General features: G+C 39.4%; 18 protein-coding genes and 1 pseudogene. 7 read left to right on the top strand and 12 right to left on the bottom strand.

Annotated elements, in window-relative coordinates; all coding sequences use genetic code 11:
* The 9 genes from DXN33_RS08490 to DXN33_RS08445 all read right to left on the bottom strand — a co-directional run.
* On the bottom strand, window positions 1-401 hold a 401-nt coding region (locus DXN33_RS08490; RefSeq protein ID WP_142745834.1), incomplete at its 3' end, for an ABC transporter ATP-binding protein.
* Window positions 401-1,357, bottom strand: a complete 957-nt coding sequence (locus DXN33_RS08485; protein WP_000662290.1) for a branched-chain amino acid ABC transporter permease — start codon at window positions 1,355-1,357, stop codon at window positions 401-403. The genes DXN33_RS08485 and DXN33_RS08490, both read right to left, overlap by 1 nt.
* Window positions 1,358-1,360: 3 nt before the next feature.
* Window positions 1,361-2,230, bottom strand: coding sequence for a branched-chain amino acid ABC transporter permease (locus tag DXN33_RS08480; protein ID WP_033679951.1), 870 nt, complete (start codon window positions 2,228-2,230; stop codon window positions 1,361-1,363).
* Window positions 2,231-2,346: 116 nt separating this feature from the next.
* The gene (locus DXN33_RS08475) at window positions 2,347-3,507 is read right to left on the bottom strand and encodes an ABC transporter substrate-binding protein (RefSeq protein WP_115904789.1); all 1,161 of its coding nucleotides are present in this window, start codon (window positions 3,505-3,507) and stop codon (window positions 2,347-2,349) included.
* A gap of 66 nt (window positions 3,508-3,573) precedes the next feature.
* Window positions 3,574-3,861: a YlbG family protein gene (locus tag DXN33_RS08470; protein WP_115904790.1), complete on the bottom strand. Its 288-nt coding sequence runs from the start codon at window positions 3,859-3,861 to the stop codon at window positions 3,574-3,576.
* Between the two features lie 78 nt (window positions 3,862-3,939).
* On the bottom strand, window positions 3,940-4,530 hold the full coding sequence (gene clpP / locus DXN33_RS08460; RefSeq protein ID WP_000613471.1) for an ATP-dependent Clp protease proteolytic subunit ClpP: 591 nt from the start codon (window positions 4,528-4,530) through the stop codon (window positions 3,940-3,942).
* Window positions 4,531-4,703: 173 nt separating this feature from the next.
* Window positions 4,704-5,333, bottom strand: a complete 630-nt coding sequence (upp, locus tag DXN33_RS08455) for a uracil phosphoribosyltransferase (RefSeq protein WP_000515974.1) — start codon at window positions 5,331-5,333, stop codon at window positions 4,704-4,706.
* Window positions 5,334-5,421: 88 nt separating this feature from the next.
* A complete protein-coding gene (locus DXN33_RS08450; RefSeq protein WP_000136973.1) occupies window positions 5,422-5,889 on the bottom strand; it encodes a cytidine/deoxycytidylate deaminase family protein in 468 nt (155 codons plus the stop codon).
* Between the two features lie 18 nt (window positions 5,890-5,907).
* On the bottom strand, window positions 5,908-6,465 hold the full coding sequence (locus DXN33_RS08445; RefSeq protein ID WP_115904859.1) for a TetR/AcrR family transcriptional regulator: 558 nt from the start codon (window positions 6,463-6,465) through the stop codon (window positions 5,908-5,910).
* Between the two features lie 124 nt (window positions 6,466-6,589).
* Here DXN33_RS08445 and DXN33_RS08440 point away from each other — a divergent pair, with 124 nt between their 5' ends.
* The 6 genes and pseudogenes from DXN33_RS08440 to DXN33_RS08415 all read left to right on the top strand — a co-directional run bounded on the left by DXN33_RS08440 (window position 6,590) and on the right by DXN33_RS08415 (window position 11,327).
* The gene (locus DXN33_RS08440; RefSeq protein ID WP_115904858.1) at window positions 6,590-7,435 is read left to right on the top strand and encodes a DegV family protein; all 846 of its coding nucleotides are present in this window, start codon (window positions 6,590-6,592) and stop codon (window positions 7,433-7,435) included.
* A 59-nt stretch (window positions 7,436-7,494) separates the two neighbouring features.
* Window positions 7,495-8,670: an NAD(P)/FAD-dependent oxidoreductase gene (locus DXN33_RS08435; protein ID WP_115904857.1), complete on the top strand. Its 1,176-nt coding sequence runs from the start codon at window positions 7,495-7,497 to the stop codon at window positions 8,668-8,670.
* Window positions 8,671-8,689: 19 nt separating this feature from the next.
* Window positions 8,690-8,803: pseudogene (locus tag DXN33_RS08430) on the top strand (DNA mismatch repair protein MutT); the annotation flags it as partial.
* A 179-nt stretch (window positions 8,804-8,982) separates the two neighbouring features.
* Window positions 8,983-10,281, top strand: coding sequence for an ATP/GTP-binding protein (locus DXN33_RS08425; protein ID WP_115904856.1), 1,299 nt, complete (start codon window positions 8,983-8,985; stop codon window positions 10,279-10,281).
* Window positions 10,282-10,287: 6 nt separating this feature from the next.
* Window positions 10,288-10,923, top strand: coding sequence for an RloB family protein (locus DXN33_RS08420; protein WP_115904855.1), 636 nt, complete (start codon window positions 10,288-10,290; stop codon window positions 10,921-10,923).
* A gap of 41 nt (window positions 10,924-10,964) precedes the next feature.
* On the top strand, window positions 10,965-11,327 hold the full coding sequence (locus tag DXN33_RS08415; protein WP_115904854.1) for an 8-oxo-dGTP diphosphatase: 363 nt from the start codon (window positions 10,965-10,967) through the stop codon (window positions 11,325-11,327).
* A gap of 28 nt (window positions 11,328-11,355) precedes the next feature.
* On the opposite strand, the gene DXN33_RS08410 is transcribed toward DXN33_RS08415, so the two are convergent.
* Window positions 11,356-12,096 carry a MerR family transcriptional regulator gene (locus DXN33_RS08410; protein WP_115904853.1) on the bottom strand — a complete coding sequence of 247 codons (741 nt, stop codon included), beginning with the start codon at window positions 12,094-12,096 and terminating at the stop codon, window positions 11,356-11,358.
* 350 nt (window positions 12,097-12,446) lie between these two features.
* On the opposite strand from DXN33_RS08410, the gene DXN33_RS08405 reads away from it, so the two are divergent.
* Window positions 12,447-13,787 (top strand): sodium-dependent transporter, encoded by a 1,341-nt coding sequence (locus tag DXN33_RS08405; protein ID WP_115904852.1) that lies wholly within the window; start codon window positions 12,447-12,449, stop codon window positions 13,785-13,787.
* A gap of 41 nt (window positions 13,788-13,828) precedes the next feature.
* Here the strand turns inward: DXN33_RS08405 and manA are convergent, their stop codons facing one another.
* Together manA and DXN33_RS08395 are read right to left on the bottom strand one after the other, a co-directional pair.
* Complete coding sequence (gene manA, locus DXN33_RS08400; RefSeq protein ID WP_049516551.1) at window positions 13,829-14,773, bottom strand: mannose-6-phosphate isomerase, class I; 945 nt, start codon at window positions 14,771-14,773, stop codon at window positions 13,829-13,831.
* A 120-nt stretch (window positions 14,774-14,893) separates the two neighbouring features.
* The gene (locus tag DXN33_RS08395) at window positions 14,894-16,333 is read right to left on the bottom strand and encodes a 6-phospho-beta-glucosidase (protein ID WP_115904851.1); all 1,440 of its coding nucleotides are present in this window, start codon (window positions 16,331-16,333) and stop codon (window positions 14,894-14,896) included.
* Between the last annotated feature and the right edge of the window lie 150 nt (window positions 16,334-16,483).

Below are 16,483 nucleotides of genomic sequence, written 5' to 3'. Positions count from 1 at the left end.
CCAAAAGCCTTAGCCTTTAATTCTTTTTCACTCTTGTAAAAAGCTGGTAGGCGTAAGAAACTAGCAAAAACATGTTGTTTGTGATGGTTGCCAAAAGCAATCAAAACATTGTCCAAAACTGTTAAATCTTTAAAGAGACGGATATTTTGGAATGTACGTCCAAGTCCCAAAGAAGCAATCTTATAAGGTGACTTCCCATTTAAAAGGTGACCATCAAGGGTAACTGTTCCCTCACTTGGTTCATAAACACCCGTCAAGAGGTTGAAAAGAGTGGTTTTCCCAGCTCCGTTTGGACCGATTAGTCCAACCAATTCCCCTTCGTTCAATTCAAGAGTCACATCTCCAACAGCTGTTAGACCGCCAAAATGTTTGGTTAACTGTTTTACTTCAAGTAATGCCATTAGTTTTGTTCCTCCTTCTTAGATTTTTTAAAGAAACGTGATAGGCTCAATTCCCATGTCCCAAGTAGTCCACCTGGTCTGAAAATCATTACCAATACCAAGGCTAAAGCATAAATAATCATACGCACGCTAGCAACATCTTGGAGAAGCATATTCAAAATTCCAAGGACAATAGCTGAAACGATTGCACCTGTAATGGAACCAAGTCCACCAAATACAACAATAATCAAAACATTGATTGAGTTAATGAAAGTGTAATCTTTCGGTACAACTGAACCGATAAATCCTGCCTGAAGTGATCCTGCAATACTTGCAGTAATGGCACCAAAGACAAAAGCGATAATTTTAATTTTAGTCGTATTAACCCCAACTGACTCAGCAGCGATTTCATCCTCACGAACAGAGAGAGTTGAACGACCAATTGGACTACGCAAGAAGTTCAAGGTTGCAATGGTTGTAATCACGACAAAGAAGTAAACCATTTGCCAAGTTGTAAAGTTAGGAATTCCCAAGATACCTGCTGCACCATTTGTAAGACTTCCGCCATTGATGATAAAGATACGGATAATTTCAGAAACACCAAGAGTCGCTACCGCAAGATAGTCCCCCTTCAAGCGTAAGGTTGGAATTCCGACAAGCAAGGCAACCGCTCCTGAAAGCAAAGCTCCTACCAGCATAGCTCCAAAGAAGGCACCGTAGGTTGGTGATTTAGAACCAATAATAGCTGCTGCATAGGCACCAATCGCCATGAAACCAGCATGCCCAAGTGAAAATTGTCCAGAAAAACCAACGATTAAGTTAAGACCAACAGCCAGAATAATATTAATTCCAATTTGTTGTAAAATCTGCACATAGAATAGATTGAGTACTCCGACTGAAACCAGTACACTAATCAAGCCATAGCCAGCTAACAAAAGGAGTAACCATAGAATATTAACTTTTAAATTTTCCTTCATCGTTTACACCTTCTCTTTCACATTTTTACCAAGAATACCAGCTGGGCGGACAATCAAGATCAACAACAAGATTCCATAAACAATAGCATCACGGAAGTCTGACATTCCAAAGGCTGTCGCAAAGGTTTCCAATAGACCAATCACAAAACCACCAAGAGCCGCACCAGGAATAATTCCGATACCACCAAGTACTGCGGCAACGAAAGACTTAAGACCTGGAGTAACCCCCATCAAAGGCTCAAGAGAGTTATAATAGAGGGCAATCAGAACACCAGCTGCACCAGCAAGAGCTGAACCCAAAGCAAAGGTAAAGCTGATAGTACGGTTTACATTGATCCCCATCAATTGTGCCGCATCGCTATCTACAGATACAGCACGCATGGCTTTCCCCATCTTGGTCTTTTGGACAATGACTTGTAACAAAATCATCAAAATCAAGGAAATGGCCAAAATCATTAACTGCACGTTTGTTAGGCTAACTGGTCCCAAATCATAGCGAACTGTTTGAATCGCTTGAGGGAAGGCACGGGTATTGGCACCAACCAGATAGACCATGCCATACTCCAATAGGAAAGACACCCCAATAGCCGTAATCAAAACAGCAATACGAGTAGAGTGGCGCAAAGGTCGGTAAGCAAGAAACTCAATCACGACACCAAGGATGGCTGTCGCTATCATAGCTACAATAAGCGCTACAAAGAAATTCATTTGGAAAGAATTAATCAAGAAATAACCGATAAAGGCTCCCATCATATAAATATCACCGTGGGCGAAGTTGATGAGCTTGATAATTCCGTAAACCATGGTATACCCTAGGGCTAACAGCGCGTAAACACTACCTAGAATCAAACCATTTACTAGTTGTTGGAGCATAAGATTCACTCTTTCTATTTATAATTTTGAGGGTTTCCCCTCACTTTTTGATAGGTTCTTAAACATCGAAACAGGGAGTGAGTCAGAGGCTCAATCCCTATTTCAACATTTTTCTATTATGGTTTTACAACTTCTGCTGCTTCAACCTTACCATTATTCATGGTCATCATGTAAGCTGTTTTGACTGTGTTGTGGTCCGCATCGAAGCTTGTTTGACCAGTTACACCTTCAAAGTCTTTTGTTTTAGCAAGGTTGTCCTTAATCTCACCTGAGTTTTTAGCACCTTTTGCTGCGTTTGCTACAAGGTGAACTGAATCATAAGCTAAGGCTGCAAATGTTGAAGGCTCTTCATTGTACTTAGCACGGTAAGCGTCCAGGAAGGCTTTTGCTTTAGCTGAAACTTCTACAGTAGTTGAGAAGCCTGAGATAAAGTAGATGTTTGATGCTTTTTCAGGAGTTGCTTGTTGTACAAACTCTTCACCGTTGAATCCATCACCACCAACGATTGGCTTGTCAATTCCCATACCACGCGCTTGGTTTACAATTTTACCGGCTTCAGTGTAGTAACCAGGAACAATGATAGCATCAAAGTCTTTCCCTTTCATTTTTGTAAGGGCTGCTTGGAAGTCTGTGTCACCTGCTACGAAAGTTTCATCTGCAACGATTTCACCTTTGTATGCTTCACGGAAGGCTTTGGCAATCCCTTTAGCATAGTCGCTGGCGTTGTCAGTGTATAGAACAACTTTCTTAGCGTTTAATTTTTCAGTAACATAGTTTGAGATAATTTTTCCTTGGAAGCTATCTTGGAATGTTCCGATAAAGAGGTAATCTTGACCTTTAGTCAATCCATCTTGAGTCGCACTTGGTGAAATCAACGGAACACCAGCTTTTGTAGCGTTCGCTACCGCAGCTGCAGTTGCACCAGATGTCGCAGGTCCTACGATTGCTGATACTTTAGATTGGGTTACAAGGTTAGTTGTTACTGAAGCCGCCTCAGCTGTTTCAGACTTGTTATCTTTATCAACTACTTCGATTTGTTTTCCATCGATACCACCTGCAGCATTGATTTCATCAACGGCAAGTTGGGCACCTTTTTGTTCAGATGTACCGTAGGCTGCTACGGCACCAGTTTCTTCGAAGTTAAATCCGATTTTGATTGTCTTTTCATCTACTGAGTTACCAGCAGCGTTTGACGCTCCAGACTTCACTTCTCCACAGGCCGCAAGAAGTGCTACACTTGCAAGCGCCACAAACGATAGGGCAAATTTTTTCTTCATCTTTTTTGTCTCCTTATGTCTTAAATAAATAGCATGTTAAGAATATACCGAATTATCAGAAAATTGTCAACACTTTTCTTGAACTTTTTCGATGATAACGTTTTCCTCTCGATAGAGATTACCCACAAAGGGTGTTTCCAGCTCTTGAATATGACAAGCTCTAACTTTTTTGATAAATCTTTCCTTACCTAATCTCTCAACTACACTCTCTAGATTCTCTGTTGGAACATAGAGTTGTAAGTAACGATGTTTCTTGGAATGATAGGTAATATCTCCATAATCCTGCAGTTTTTTTGCATCACGATTATAGTAAAGATAGATAATCAAGCCAGATCGATTGACTTTTTCAAACATGATAAATCCTCTTTCTAAGAAATCTCTCCCTATTATACCAAAAAAAGCAAACCCCGTCGAGTTTGCCTTCTATCAACATTAATTCAATGAATTGTTGGCCATGATTTCATCAATAAAGCCATATTCAAGTGTTTCTTGGGCACTCATCCAGTTATCGCGTTCTGCATCTGCATGGACTTTTTCGATTGACTGACCTGAATTTTCAGCCAAGATTTTTTCCAAGATGTTACGAGTTTTGAGCAAGTGTTCTGCAGCAATCGCCATATCGGTTTGTTGAGTACCACCACCTGTACCACCCATTGGTTGGTGGATCATATACTCTGCATTTGGAAGCATGAAACGTTTACCTTTTGCTCCACTTGATGCGATGACTGTTCCCATAGATGCAGCCATTCCCATAACGATGGTTTGGACATCTGCCTTGATAAAGTTCATAGTATCAACGATTGCCAAACCAGCTGAAACGGAACCACCTGGTGTATTGACATAAAGGTAAATATCTTTTGTACTATCTTGGGCATCCAAGAAAAGCAACTGGGCAATAACTGAGTTAGCCATGTTGTCTTCAACTGGACCTGTCAGCATAATGATGCGGTCTTTTAGAAGACGTGAGTAAATATCGTAGGAACGTTCTCCACGGCTTGTTTGTTCAATAACTACAGGAATCATTCATTTCTCCTTTTGAATTTTAATTTTGTTGGTCAAATGACTGAAGATAAGACTATTATAATATCTAGGTCAAAAAAGGTCAAATTTTTGCTCTGTTTTCATTGGACAGAAACAAAAAGTCAACCTCCTTTCGTGATTGGAACTTATTTTCCAAGTCAATCTTCTTTTAGATTTTATTTCGTACCGAACAAGCGGTCTCCAGCATCTCCAAGACCTGGAACGATATAACCATGTTCGTTCAAGCGTTCATCTAAGGCTGCTGTAAAGATTTCTACATCTGGATGAGCTTCTTGAAGGGCTTTTACACCTTCTGGTGCTGATACAAGGCAGACAAATTTGATATTTGATGCGCCACGTTTTTTAAGAGAATCAACAGCCAAGATTGCTGAGCCACCTGTTGCCAACATTGGGTCTACCACAAAAATTTGACGTTGGTCAATATCTTCAGGCAATTTCACCAAGTACTCAACTGGTTGAAGCGTTTCTTCATCACGGTACATACCGATATGACCAACTTTAGCTGCTGGAACCAAGCTCAAGAGGCCGTCAACCATCCCGATACCTGCGCGCAAAATTGGAACGATGGCCAATTTCTTACCTGCCAATTGTTTTTGAACTGTTTTTGTAATTGGTGTTTCGATTTCCACATCTTCTAGTGGAAGATCACGAAGTACTTCATACCCCATCAACATTGCAATCTCATCTACTAGCTCACGAAAAGCTTTTGTAGAAGTATCTGTACGACGCAAGATTGACAATTTGTGTTGAATCAGTGGGTGATTAATAACTTCAATTTTTCCCATTTTTGGAATTCCTTCTTTCAATTTATTCTTCTTATTATACCAGAAAACGGTTTAAAAATCTTTCTAAACTATTTATTTTTGATAATTTTTACATTAAGTCTGCCTCTTTAAGAGCTGCCTGTACTGTCTCAAGTGGTAAATGAGTCAATTCTGTCCCTTTTTCTTGATAAAGGTATTGGGCATAGTCGTCCATTCGGTACTGGTTAATATAAACCACGCGCTTGCAGCCAACCTGAAGCAATTGTTTCGTGCAATTAAGACAAGGAAAATGGGTCACATAGGCTGTAAAGCCTTTGGGAACACCACGTTCAGCACCTTGAAGGATAGCATTGACCTCAGCGTGAAGGGTGCGAACACAGTGGCCTTCAATGACCAGACATTCGTGATCAATACAATGCTCGGTACCTGACACCGAACCATTGTAACCAGTGGAAATAACCTTATTATCTTTTACCAGAATCGCACCCACTTTGGCACGTTTACAAGTGGATCGATTGGCAATTAGTAAGGCTTGGGCTGCAAAATACTCATCCCAGGCTAGTCTTTTTTCAGTCATATCTTTTCTCCTATTTCTCTATTTTTTAAAAAATGGTAACCGTAAATCCGCAATCTTTTCAGCAGGTACCTTCATGCCATCCTTGATCCATTTTAGTAGGACAGAGACGATGGCTGAGCTCCAGAAGGAATGAAGATAAGAGCTGACACCTTTTGATTTTCCATGGTATTTTTCTAGAAATTCCTGCATGGCTTGGACAAAGATCTTTTCCAGATGGTAATCCAAGGCCAGTTGAATCACTCTGGCTTCCTTTCTTGCCTCGCGGAAAAGGTGAACCCATACTAGGTAAAGGTCTGTCTTCAAATCATAATGGTGCAGCTGTTCCATGATGTTATGGACACTCCGTTTAAAGACACTCTCTAAAATTTCCTCTTTGGAATCATAATTGCGGTAAAAGGCCGCACGTGAAACGCCTGCACGTTTGACCAATTCAGAAATACTAATCTTGGTCAAATCCTTTTTTTCCAAGAGTTGCAAGAGGGCTGTTTCGATCGCTTCTCTAGTTATTAAATTGGATTCTTGGTTTGATTTTCTGAGATTTTCAAGAGACTTTTCAGAGATTCTACGTTCAGACATAACATTTTCTTTCTACTTGTCACAACAGACGGATGAGGCTTTTGTTTCAAGGGTTTTCATGATATAATTGTAAAAAAAGACAGAACCTTTGTCAATGTATAACTGACAAAGATGGAGAATTTCTATGACTTGGAAGATTATTGCTGACTCTGGTTGTGATTATCGTCAACTGGCAAAACCAGCTATTGACACAACCTTTGTAAGCGTCCCCTTAACCATTCAAGTAGCTGATCAGATCTTTGTTGATGATGCCAATCTTGATATTGACCAAATGATGGAAACCATGTATGCAACTGCAGAAGCTTCAAAATCAGCTTGTCCAAGCCCAGATGACTATTTGCGAGCATTTGAAGGAGCCAAAAACATTTTCCTAGTAACCATCACAGGTACTCTTTCTGGTAGTCACAATAGTGCTCAACTGGCTAAGAATATTTATCTGGAAGACCATCCTGACACTAAGATTCATGTGATTGATAGTTTGTCTGCTGGCGGTGAAGTTGACTTGCTCGTAGAAAAATTAAATGATTTGATTGACCAGGGCTTATCTTTTGAAGAAGTGGTTGAAGCTATCACTGCCTATCAAGAAAAAACCAAGTTGCTCTTTGTCCTAGCCAAAGTCGATAACTTGGTGAAAAACGGCCGTTTGAGCAAGCTTATCGGTACGGTCGTTGGCCTTCTAAATATCCGTATGGTTGGAGAAGCTAGTGAAACTGGAACTCTTGAATTACTACAAAAAGCACGAGGTCCAAAGAAATCAGTTCAGGCAGCCTATGAAGAGTTGATAAAAGCTGGATATGCTGGTGGCCGTATTGTCATGGCCCAACGTAATAACGAGAAATGTTGCCAACAACTCTCAGACCGAATCCGTGAAAATTTCCCACAGGCGGATATTAAGATTCTCCCAACCTCTGGTCTCTGCAGTTTCTATGCAGAAGATGGTGGTTTGCTGATGGGATACGAAATTGATTAATTACATTCTTGACAAGAGGTGACCATCATCTCTTGTTTTTTTTATGGTACAATAGAGCTATGAAACATTTTGATACTATTGTCATCGGTGGGGGACCGGCTGGTATGATGGCTACAATTTCCAGTAGCTTTTATGGACAGAAAACTCTCCTCATCGAAAAAAATCGGAAACTTGGAAAAAAATTAGCTGGGACTGGTGGGGGACGTTGCAATGTAACCAATAACGGAACTCTAGATGACCTACTAGCTGGCATCCCTGGGAACGGACGCTTTCTTTACAGTGTCTTCTCTCAGTTTGATAATCATGATATCATTAACTTTTTTACAGAAAATGGTGTTAAACTTAAGATCGAAGACCACGGCCGTGTCTTTCCAGCCAGCGACAAATCTCGAACCATTATCGAGGCCTTAGAAAAGAAAATCACTGAACTAGGTGGCCAAGTTGCTACTCAAACAGAAATTGTTTCGGTTAAAAAGGTAGATAAGCAATTTGTTCTTAAATCAGCTGACCAAAGCTTCACTTGTGAGAAACTCATTGTCACAACTGGTGGGAAATCCTATCCTTCTACTGGTTCGACTGGTTTTGGTCACGAGATTGCCCGTCATTTTAAGCACACTATTACCGAACTTGAGGCTGCCGAAAGTCCTTTATTGACAGATTTTCCACACAAGGCCTTGCAGGGGATTTCGTTGGACGATGTGACCCTAAGCTATGGCAAGCATGTCATCACTCACGATTTGCTCTTTACCCACTTTGGTTTGTCAGGTCCTGCTGCCCTGCGTATGTCTAGTTTTGTCAAGGGTGGGGAGATTCTCTCGCTAGATGTTTTGCCTCAACTTTCTGAAAATGACTTGGCTGCATTTCTAGAAGAAAATCGGGAAAAATCCTTGAAAAATGCTTTAAAAACCTTGTTACCAGAACGTTTGGCAGAATTTTTTGTGCAAGACTATCCTGAAAAAGTCAAACAATTGACTGAAAAGGAACGAGACCAACTTCTCCAGTCTATCAAGGGACTTAAAATTCCTGTAACTGGTAAAATGTCTCTTGCCAAGTCATTTGTTACCAAAGGAGGTGTCAGTCTTAAGGAAATCAATCCTAAAACCCTTGAAAGCAAACTGGTTCCTAGCCTTCACTTTGCTGGCGAAGTCATCGATATCAATGCCCACACGGGTGGTTTTAATATTACTTCAGCCCTCTGCACTGGTTGGGTGGCAGGAAGTCTACATTATGATTAAATATCAAAGGTTGTAAAAAATGAATAGAAGAGAATCAGTCGAATTTGTCAACATGTGCTTGATTAAAAATAGGGACAAGGTCCTAGCTCAAGACCGAGTTAGTTCTAACTGGCCTGGCATTACTTTTCCTGGCGTGAAGTGTTATAAATTTTTAAAAAAATCATAGCTTCTTTCATTGATCACGATACATTAAATTGTCAAACATAGCTTAAAAAGTATTACAGAATAAATTTCAAATTAATCATATAGAATACTACTATTTTTTTTTTAAAATGTTATAATGATAGCGAGAAAAAATCTCGGAGGTTGAATATGCTAATAGAATTTAAAGCAAAGAATTTTACATCGTTCAAAAATGAAGTGACATTCAGTATGGTCTCTTCAGAAAAATTGCAGGAATTATTAAATAACCGAATTAAAATTGAAGCAGATTTCCATTTATTAAAATCTGCTAGTATTTTTGGAGCAAATGCTAGTGGAAAGACTAATTTATTGCACGCTTTAGGGTTTATTACTGAGTTTCTTCGACGTTCGATGTTAGACTCTCAAGAAGGTAAACGAAATTTTAAAAATTTGACTTTTTCTTTAGATAACGCGAGCAAAGATAATCCTACAGAATTTGAAATTTCCTTTCTTATGAAAGAACAAATTGTAACATATAGTTTTTCTCTTTTTCAAGGAGATGTAATTTCAGAAAGTCTAATTATAGACGATAACCTAATTTTTATAAGAAATTCAGATAAGATTCTAGACTACTCCTCTGATATCTTTAAGACTGAAGATGAGTTAAATTTAAAGTTTGGCCTAACAAACTCTAATTCGTTATTTTTAACTGTTCTTTCTGTAACAAATACGAAAATAGCAGAAGAGATTATTGAATATCTTACAGAAAATATTATTTTTTTATCTGGCGATGGAAAAAATGCTAAATTTACTAAGAATATAATTAAAGAAAATGATAGCTATAAATCAAAAGTTCTAGATTTACTTAAAGTTGCTGATTTCAATATTACTGATTTGGATATCAAGCAACACAAGTTTAAAATAGAACCTTTTGGTGACTCTAATCTAGAAATACCAAAAGAGATTGTTGAAGAAGCACGAGACGAAGCGACTCGCCTTTTATCAAAGCATAATATCTATGATTCAGAAGGAATGATTGTTGATAATAAGCTATTTGATGTAGAAGGGTTTGAATCTAGTGGAACTCGAGTATTCTTAAGTTTAGCTGGACCAATTATTAACGTTTTAGAAAAAGGAGGTATTTTAGTAATTGATGAAGCAGATGCATTGTTGCATCCTCTAGTTACTAAATATTTAATTGAACTCTTTAATGATATTGAAAACACTCATTCTCAATTAATTATCACGAGCCATAATTCAAATATTCTTGATCAGGAATTATTAAGAAGGGACCAAATCTGGTTTGTAGAAAAAGATGAACTTGAAATTAGTCATTTGACTGCTCTGTCAGAATATAAATTTAATGGTGCTATTGTTCGTAGTGATGAAAGATATGCTAAAAACTATTTAAAAGGTAAGTACGGAGCTATTCCTTACGTTAGAAATGATATGGTTCATAAAATTTTCAAAACTATTTTGGGAGATTGATTTGTTATGGTATATTCGAAATTTTTAAGAGATAACAAAACTGGCAAAAAAGAACAATTGCCTATAATTTTGATTGTATGCGAGGGAGAAAGAACTGAACCAAATTATTTTGATCAATTTGAAGTAACAAATATAACAATAGATCCAAGAGGAATTGGAGATAATACTATAAGGCTTGTAGAATATGCCATCAAGGAATCAAAAAGAAATGATTATGATCAAGTTTGGTGTGTGTTTGATAAAGATAGTTTCCCCAAAGATAATTTTAATAGCGCAGTGCAGTTGGCTCAAAACAATGACTTCGGAATTGCTTATAGCAATGAATCTTTCGAACTTTGGTATATTCTACATTTTGAATTTTTAAACTCTCAGATTACTCGTGATCAATACATTAAAAAATTAAATAATATCTTTAAATCTAAAAAAGATGAAGGTTTCCCAGATTCTTACAAAAAGAACGACCCTAACATTTACAGAATTTTAAAACCCTATCAACATGTAGCTCTAAAAAATTCCAAAAATTTATCCAAAGATTATGAAAGTGAATTAATTCCTTCATCCGCAACACAATGTCCTGTGACTTATGTATATAAGTTAGTTGAAGAGTTAAATAAATGGATTCCATCACATAGACTTGATTAACAAAATACAAAATTTGAATTAAATTTTAAAAATTCTACTACATTAGAGTTACTTTCCCTGGCGGGCATGTTGAACGTGGCGAATCTTTTGTCGATGCTGTCATTCGTGAAGTGAAAGAAGAAACTGGACTAACTATTTCCAGACCCCAACTCTGTGGGATAAAGGACTGGTACGACGATGAGGAATACCGTTATATCGCTCTCTTTTACAAGACAGAACACTTTACTGGTGAACTCCAATCTTCAGACGAAGGAAAAGTCTGGTGGGAGGACTTTGACAATCTATTTCGTATAAAACTCGCAACTAAGGATATGTCTGATATGCTTCGTGTTTTTCTCGAAGAGGACCTCAGTGAATTCTTCTACTATAAAGACGGCGACGACTGGCTTTATGATTTGAAGTAAAAAATAGGCTAGGAAATTCCTAGCCTATTTATTCTGCATTTGTCTGAACGTAAGCTGCAATGACATCTGATGTGTACTGGGCTGTTCCAATTCCAAATTTGTCAATATTTTCCTTAAACTCTGGGTTATAGACGTAGCCTTTACCAATATGACCGAATACCTCAATAGAGCAGTCAAATCCATAAGTACGAATAGCTTGCAAGAGTTTAGCAGCTTCTTCTTGGTTTTCTGTTGCTGTTACAGGCAGTCCAGCTTGAAGATTTTGTGCCAAGGCTTGAAAAATTTGGTTGAAGGCAGCCGTAGCCTCGTCTTCGTGACCTTTCTGGCGCTCCAGCGCTTGGTCCATGACTTCTTGTCCATATTTCTCTACCGCCTCTTGGTGGTATTTTTGATGGTCTTGGTAGTTAAATCCAGCAAATTTCTCTTGAATGCTCATTTCTCTTTCTCCTTTTTGTTCTTGAATGGTTTTTTGCAAGGTTGAAATCAAGGTATCCAGATGTTCCCTTTCTCGAGTCAAATAGTCCAACTGCCTAGTCAAATGGGGCAATAAATCTGATCTATCTTCCTTTAACATCTCTGATATTTTCTCTAAAGAAAAGCCTAAATACTTGTAATAAAGAATGACCTGAAGACGTTCCAAATCCTCTTGACTGTAAGTTCGATAGCCGTTTTCCGACTTTAAAGGAACCAAAAGTCCTATCTTATCGTAGTGGTGCAGGGTCTTGACGGAGACACCTGAAAGCTGGGCAGCTTCTTTTATATGGTACATGATTTTCTCCTTATACTCAATGAAAATCAAAGAGCAAACTAGGAAGCTAACCGCAGGCTGCTCAAAACACCGTTTTGAGGTTGCAGATGGAAGCTGACGTGCTTTGAAGAGATTTTCGAAGAGTATTACAATGATAGTATAACCCCTCCCCCTAGGTCAGAGTCAAGCGTTTTTGCGAAATTTTTTTACTTTATCATAACATGAAAATGGTTTTCTTGACAGACCTTAGAAAACATGATAGGATAGTCAAGTCTATCAATCAAAAGAAAGGCTCATTTTGAGTACTTATGAGGCTATTTGCCAAGGGCAGTAGCTTTTTCTTTTGTAATACTAATTTTAGGAGTTTAACTATGTCTGAAAAATCGCAATGGGGTTCTAAACTGGGCTTTATCCTAGCATCTGCTGGTTCAGCCATCGGACTTGGAGCCGTTTGGAAATTTCCTTATATGACTGCTGCTAACGGTGGAGGAGGCTTTTTACTAGTCTTTCTCATCTCCACTATTCTAATCGGTTTTCCCCTTTTGCTAGCTGAGTTTGCCCTCGGCCGAAGTGCTGGTGTCTCAGCTATCAAAACCTTTGGAAAACTAGGAAAGAATAGCAAGTACAACTTTATCGGTTGGATTGGTGCCTTTGCCCTTTTTATCCTTTTATCGTTTTACAGTGTTATTGGTGGCTGGATTTTAGTCTATCTAGGCATTGAGTTTGGAAAATTGTTCCAACTTGGTGGAACGGGTGATTATGCTCAGTTATTTACTTCAATCATTTCAAATCCAGCCATTGCCCTAGGAGCTCAAGTAGCCTTTATCCTGTTGAATATCTTTATTGTATCACGTGGTGTTCAGAAAGGGATTGAAAGAGCATCTAAGGTTATGATGCCCCTGCTCTTTATCATCTTTGTCGTCATCATCGGGCGCTCTCTCAGTTTGCCAAATGCCATGGAAGGCGTTCTCTACTTCCTCAAACCAGACTTTTCAAAACTGACCAGTGCTGGTCTCCTCTATGCTCTGGGACAATCTTTCTTTGCCCTCTCACTAGGGGTGACAGCCATGCTGACCTATGCTTCTTATTTGGATAAGAAAACCAATCTGGTCCAATCAGGAATCTCCATCGTAGCCATGAATATCTCGGTATCCATCATGGCAGGTCTAGCCATTTTCCCAGCTATGTCAGCCTTCAATATCCAGTCTGAAGGGGGACCGAGCTTACTCTTTATCGTCTTGCCTCAACTCTTTGACAAGATGCCTTTTGGAACCATTTTCTACATCCTCTTCCTCTTACTCTTCCTCTTTGCGACGGTCACTTCTTCTGTCGTTATGCTGGAAATCAATGTGGGCAATATCACCAATCAGGACAACAGCAAGCGTGCCAAATGGAGTGTTATTTTAGGAATCTTGACCTTTGTCTTTGGAATTCCTTCAGCCCTATCTTACGGTGTCATAGCGGATGTTCACATCTTTGAGAAGACCTTCTTTGATGCTATGGATTTCTTGGTTTCCAATCTCCTTATGCCATTTGGAGCTCTCTGCCTGTCTCTCTTTACAGGATACATCTTTAAGAAGGCTCTTGCTATGGAGGAACTCCATCTTGATGAAAAAGCATGGAAACAAGGACTTTTCCAAGTCTGGCTCTTCCTTCTTCGTTTCGTCATTCCAATTATCATCATTGTGGTCTTTATCGCCCAATTTATGTAATCAAAAAGGACTTGAGTAGTGAACTCAGGCCCTTTCTTTTTTTATGGATGGCTAACAATTAATTCCAAACCTTGCCCTTCCAAAGTCCAAGCTTCAACATCACTTGGTAGGATAAAGTGGCTACCTTTTTGGATTGGATAATTTTTCCCGTCAACAGTTAGTTGACCTTGACCAGCCAAGACACTGAATAAGCTGTAGTCAGCTGTCTTTTCGAAGTCAACTTTTCCAGTAATTTCCCACTTGTAAACTGCAAAGAAATCATTGGATACAAGGAGAGTGGAACGTAAATCATCTGCTTTGATAGTTACAGGACGGCTATTGGCAGGCTCGCCAATATTCAAGACATCGATAGATTTTTCAAGGTGAAGTTCACGCAAGTTGCCATTATCATCCTTACGGTCAAAGTCATAGACACGGTAAGTGGTATCGCTAGATTGCTGAGTTTCAAGAATCAAAATTCCTGCTCCGATAGCGTGCATGGTGCCACTTGGTACATAGAAGAAATCTCCAGCCTTTACAGGAACTTTTGTCAACAAGGCATCCCAGTTCTTGTCCTCGATTTGCTGGCGGAGTTCTTCTTTTGACTTGGCATTGTGACCATAGATAATTTCTGAACCTTCATCCGCTGCGATAATGTACCAGCATTCTGTTTTTCCAAGTTCACCTTCATGCTCTAGTCCATAGGCATCGTCTGGGTGAACTTGGACACTGAGCCAGTCGTTGGCATCCAGAATCTTAGTCAAAAGTGGAAATACAGGCTCAGGACGATTGCCAAACAATTCACGATGTTCCGCATACAAAGTAGCGAGGTCTGTTCCCTGGTAGCGTCCATTGGCAACTTTAGAGACTCCATTTGGATGGGCTGAGATGGCCCAATATTCTCCGATTTTTTCACTTGGGATGTCGTAACCAAACTCATCACGTAGCTTGGTACCACCCCAGATTTTTTCTTGCATAACTGATTGTAAAAATAATGGTTCTGACATGTCGATCTCCTGTCTGATTTTTCTCCCCTCATTATAGCAAAAAGCTCCATCTAATTGAACTCTTTTTCACATATTATAAAGTAGGGAGAAGATTTTATAAAAATAGTGAACAAATGTGCTCTACTCAATGCTTGCACCATTGCTGGCAATGACATCCTTGTACCAGTAGAAGGATTTCTTCTTGCTACGTTTGAGGCTTCCATGACCAGCATTATCTCGATCTACATAGATAAAGCCATAGCGCTTGTTCATTTCGCCTGTTCCAGCTGAAACCAGATCGATACAGCCCCAAGTCGTATAACCAAGCAAGTCAACGCCATCTTGGTAAATGGCATCTCGCATGGCCTTGATATGAGCCTCTAAGTAAGCAATCCGATAGTCATCTGCTACATGACCATTCTCATCCGGTGTATCCATAGCACCTAGACCGTTTTCCACGATGAACATTGGCTTTTGGTAACGATCCCAGATAGCATTGAGGGTGATACGAAGACCAAGTGGGTCAATCTGCCATCCCCATTCTGAGGATTCAAGATAAGGATTTTTGAGAGAGGCAAAGATATTTCCAGCAGTTAATTCTTTAACTTCTGGATCACCTGAGGCTACTAGACTTGCATAGTAAGAGAAGGAAACAAAGTCAACAGTATTGTCCTTCAACAACTCTAAATCTTCTGCAGTCATTTGAATCTCGATTCGCTCACGCTCCCACTGCTTCTTGGCGTAGTTTGGGTATTCCCCACACGCTTGAACATCAATGAAGAAGTAACTCTTGCGATCTTCCTCCATGGCTGCCCAGTAGTCTCTCGGATGGGCTGTGTTAGGATAATACTGCCCTGCTGCCAACATACATCCCACCTTGTTTTCTGGGTCAATTTCGTGGGCAATCTTTGTTGCAAGAGCTGAAGCTACCAACTCATGGTGAGCAGCCTGATATTTAACCAGTTCTTGATTTTCTCCTTCTTCAAAACAGAGCCCAGCTCCCATAAAGGGGGCATGGAGAATCATGTTGATTTCGTTAAAGGTAAGCCAATATTTGACCAAACCCTTATAGCGGGTAAAGAGGGTGCGACAAAGTTTTTCATAGAAGTCTAACATCCGACGATTGCGCCAACCACCGTACTCTGTAATCAAGTGCATAGGACAGTCGAAATGAGTGATAGTCACCAGAGGTTGGATACCATACTTGTGGCACTCCTTAAATAAATCCTCATAAAAGGCTAGACCAGCTTCATTTGGCTCGATTTCGTCGCCCTTAGGAAAAATCCGAGTCCAAGCAATGGATAGACGATAAGTCTTAAAGCCCATTTCCGCAAAAAGGGCAATATCTTCCTTGTAATGATGGTACATATCAATGGCTTCTTTGGCTGGGTAAAAATAACCCTCCTCAAACGAAAATATCTTTTTCTGACCTGTGATAATGGCTTCACGATCTGGTCCAATGGGGACGACATCCACATTCGCCAATCCACGACCTTCTAAATTATAAGCACCCTCACACTGGTTGGCAGCTGTCGCTCCGCCCCACAAGAAACCATCCGGAAAAGTCAGTTTTTCGGTCATAACTCTACTCACTTTCTTATTTGCTTGTTCATTTACTTATATTATAACTTATTCTGTAAACCTTTTCTTATAAAATACTGTGACATACTGATACTATTCTACTATTTAAGTTTATCAGATTGTTTTTTAAAAAATTATCCTCTAGAAAAA

The sequence above is a fragment of the Streptococcus sp. NM genome (assembly GCF_003390135.1).
Classification (GTDB): Bacteria; Bacillota; Bacilli; order Lactobacillales; family Streptococcaceae; genus Streptococcus.
The sequence above is the reverse complement of the archived record's forward strand: the minus strand, read 5'-3'. Positions and strand labels throughout refer to the sequence as shown.

Bases quoted from the DNA above. Each gene is read 5' to 3' on its own strand.
- DXN33_RS08485 (WP_000662290.1), bottom strand. From the start codon at position 1,357: ATGAAGGAAAATTTAAAAGTTAATATTCTATGGTTACTCCTTTTGTTA.
- DXN33_RS08480 (WP_033679951.1), bottom strand. From the start codon at position 2,230: ATGCTCCAACAACTAGTAAATGGTTTGATTCTAGGTAGTGTTTACGCG.
- DXN33_RS08475 (WP_115904789.1), bottom strand. From the start codon at position 3,507: ATGAAGAAAAAATTTGCCCTATCGTTTGTGGCGCTTGCAAGTGTAGCA.
- DXN33_RS08470 (WP_115904790.1), bottom strand. From the start codon at position 3,861: ATGTTTGAAAAAGTCAATCGATCTGGCTTGATTATCTATCTTTACTAT.
- clpP (WP_000613471.1), bottom strand. From the start codon at position 4,530: ATGATTCCTGTAGTTATTGAACAAACAAGCCGTGGAGAACGTTCCTAC.
- upp (WP_000515974.1), bottom strand. From the start codon at position 5,333: ATGGGAAAAATTGAAGTTATTAATCACCCACTGATTCAACACAAATTG.
- DXN33_RS08450 (WP_000136973.1), bottom strand. From the start codon at position 5,889: ATGACTGAAAAAAGACTAGCCTGGGATGAGTATTTTGCAGCCCAAGCC.
- DXN33_RS08445 (WP_115904859.1), bottom strand. From the start codon at position 6,465: ATGTCTGAACGTAGAATCTCTGAAAAGTCTCTTGAAAATCTCAGAAAA.
- DXN33_RS08440 (WP_115904858.1), top strand. From the start codon at position 6,590: ATGACTTGGAAGATTATTGCTGACTCTGGTTGTGATTATCGTCAACTG.
- DXN33_RS08435 (WP_115904857.1), top strand. From the start codon at position 7,495: ATGAAACATTTTGATACTATTGTCATCGGTGGGGGACCGGCTGGTATG.
- DXN33_RS08425 (WP_115904856.1), top strand. From the start codon at position 8,983: ATGCTAATAGAATTTAAAGCAAAGAATTTTACATCGTTCAAAAATGAA.
- DXN33_RS08420 (WP_115904855.1), top strand. From the start codon at position 10,288: ATGGTATATTCGAAATTTTTAAGAGATAACAAAACTGGCAAAAAAGAA.
- DXN33_RS08410 (WP_115904853.1), bottom strand. From the start codon at position 12,096: ATGTACCATATAAAAGAAGCTGCCCAGCTTTCAGGTGTCTCCGTCAAG.
- DXN33_RS08405 (WP_115904852.1), top strand. From the start codon at position 12,447: ATGTCTGAAAAATCGCAATGGGGTTCTAAACTGGGCTTTATCCTAGCA.
- manA (WP_049516551.1), bottom strand. From the start codon at position 14,773: ATGTCAGAACCATTATTTTTACAATCAGTTATGCAAGAAAAAATCTGG.
- DXN33_RS08395 (WP_115904851.1), bottom strand. From the start codon at position 16,333: ATGACCGAAAAACTGACTTTTCCGGATGGTTTCTTGTGGGGCGGAGCG.